1 protein-coding gene is annotated in these 2313 nt (G+C 66.0%); it reads left to right on the top strand.

The features are described 5' to 3' along the window. Positions 1–564: 564 nt before the first annotated feature. The coding region (locus tag EAO77_RS36925; protein WP_147992639.1) for a DEAD/DEAH box helicase at positions 565–2313 on the top strand (1749 nt) is incomplete at its 3' end.

Below are 2313 nucleotides of genomic sequence, written 5' to 3'. Positions count from 1 at the left end.
GGGTAAACCAGCGCTGCGCGCTGGGAAGAGAAAAGCACCCGCTTCGCGGGTGCGGGAAGACGCTGCGCGTCTTTGTCAAGCGCTGCGCGCTTGATATTTCCCGCGTTGCGGGAAATCGTGTTTCCGCTGCGCTCCAACACGAGTGTGCGTCCCTGTGCTGCGCTTCGGGACGGGGCGTCCGCTGCGCTCCCGCCCAACCGGCTCCGCCGGGCAGCAGCAGGGACGGAGTGATGGTGCATCATGTCGTCTACCGGGTAGGATCCCGGATTCTGGGGCACCACCCCCTGAGGCCGGCCGAACCGATGCCAGGTGCCTCGGACCGTTCGGAGGGGCTCAACTCTGTACAGGGTTGAGTGTGGAGTTGAGCGCGTCCGATCTCTTGACTTCTGATAGGCCGTCGCTTCGTGCGACCTTGGACAGCTTACCCGTAGCCGTGGCCTACGTGCCCGGGCCCGGCTGGTTTCAGCCGAAGTGATGCAACCAGCCGAAGAGGCTGCATCACTAGTGATGCAGCAAGTAGTATCCCGTAATAAGGCACACCACCTCTGGCAACTGGAGATCTTCATGACAGGCGGTATCAAGCTCCGTCCGCATCAGACGGAAGCGGTGGAAGCTATCGTTTCCGGTCTGGAGATTCGTCCCGGTCAGCGCATTCCCGAGAATGGATTGCGTGGTCAGGTCCACGCGGCCTGTGGAACGGGAAAGACGTTCATCGCCGCTGCTGCCGCGCAGCGAATCGCGCCGAAGGGCCGTGTGCTGGTTCTCGTTCCCACTCTGGCGTTGCTTTCTCAGACGGTGCGGGAGTGGCGGGAGTTCGGGCACTCGGGTCCAATCGTGGCGGTCTGCTCGATGCAGGACGATCCCCGGCTGTATTCGCTCGGCGTCCCGTCTACGACCAGCTCGCCCCAGCTGGCGCTGCACTGGGGCCGGGGGCCGGTGACCGTGTTCGCCACGTACTCGTCCCTGCCGGTCCTGATCGAGGCACACGAAGGCGCCTACGGCCTTCCTATGGACGTCTTCGACCTGGTGACAGTGGATGAAGCCCACCGGACGTCGGGTTCGCTGGGGAAGGCGTGGGCCGCCGTCCACGACCAGGAGCAGTTGCCGGCGATGCGGCGGTTGTATTTGACGGCGACGCCGCGGATCTGGATGGAACGGCCGCCGCGGTCGGATCGAGAAGAGACGGGTGGGCCTGCGGCATTCGATCCGCTGCCGCAGGAGCTGGCCTGTTCCATGGATGACGTTTCGATTTTTGGGCCCGTTCTGTGGGCGATGTCGTTGTCCAGCGCGATCACCAGAAAGCTGCTTGCCCGGTACCAGATCGTGGTGGTGGAACTGCGGGATCCTTCGCTGACGCTGGAGCGGCTGTACGGCGAGCAGCGGCACGATGAGCACGTGCGCGGTGAGCGCCTGGCGGTGCTCCAAGCCGCGCTGCTGGAGACGATGGCCGAGCACGGTTTGCAGCGCGGGATCACGTTCCATCACCGCACCATGGAGGCGCGGGCGTTCTCCGAAGGGCTGGAGCGGGTGGCGCGCCGGCTGCACGCGGCCGATCCGGAACGGCACCCCGCGCGGGTGTGGTCGGGATGGCTGTCCGGCGAATCCCCGGCAGAGGAACGTGAGGACAAGCTCCGCGAATTCGGGCGCCGAGCAGCACGTGCCGTGATGTCGAATTGCCGTGTCCTGAGTGAAGGTGTTGATGTCCCGAGCGTGGACTGTGTGGCCCTGATCGATCCGAAGGGTTCGGCCGTGGATATCGTCCAGGCAATCGGTCGGGCGCTGCGGCAGAAGCCCGGTGATGACAAGTTGGCGACCCTGATCGTTCCGGTTTTCCTCGGGGATAAGGAGACCCCGGAGGACATGCCGTATTCGGGTTCGTATCGCCCTTTGATTAAGGTATTGGCCGGGCTGCGGGCGCATGATGAACGCGCGGTGGAAATGCTCGCTATTCCCCAGGAAAGCTCGGCTGCAGCTTCTCAGACGTCGTCGTGGCTGGGCGAGGCGCCCGAGAGCGACGGTGAGCAGGAGCAGCGGCTGCTGCTGCGGTTCGGCACACACCGGGATCCGGTGTTGGTGGCGCGGCTGGTGCAGTACAACGTGCTGGAGCCGGAGACGGCGGCGTGGAACGCCGGCCACCGCGCCGCGGTGGCGTACCGGCGGCGGGAGGGGCACCTCGCGGTGCCGTACAACCACGTCGAGGGCGGCATCCCGGGCGGGGAGGGTGCCGCAGGCGGGTCGGGGGCGGGGTTTCCGCTGGGCAGGTGGCTGTCGGATCAGCGGCAGGCGATGCGGGCCGGCGGGATCCTGTCGCAG

Source organism: Streptomyces sp. T39, assembly GCF_008042045.1.
Lineage (GTDB): Bacteria > Actinomycetota > Actinomycetes > Streptomycetales > Streptomycetaceae > Streptomyces.
Note: the sequence above shows the minus strand (reverse complement) of the source record. Positions and strands in the feature narration are given on the sequence as shown.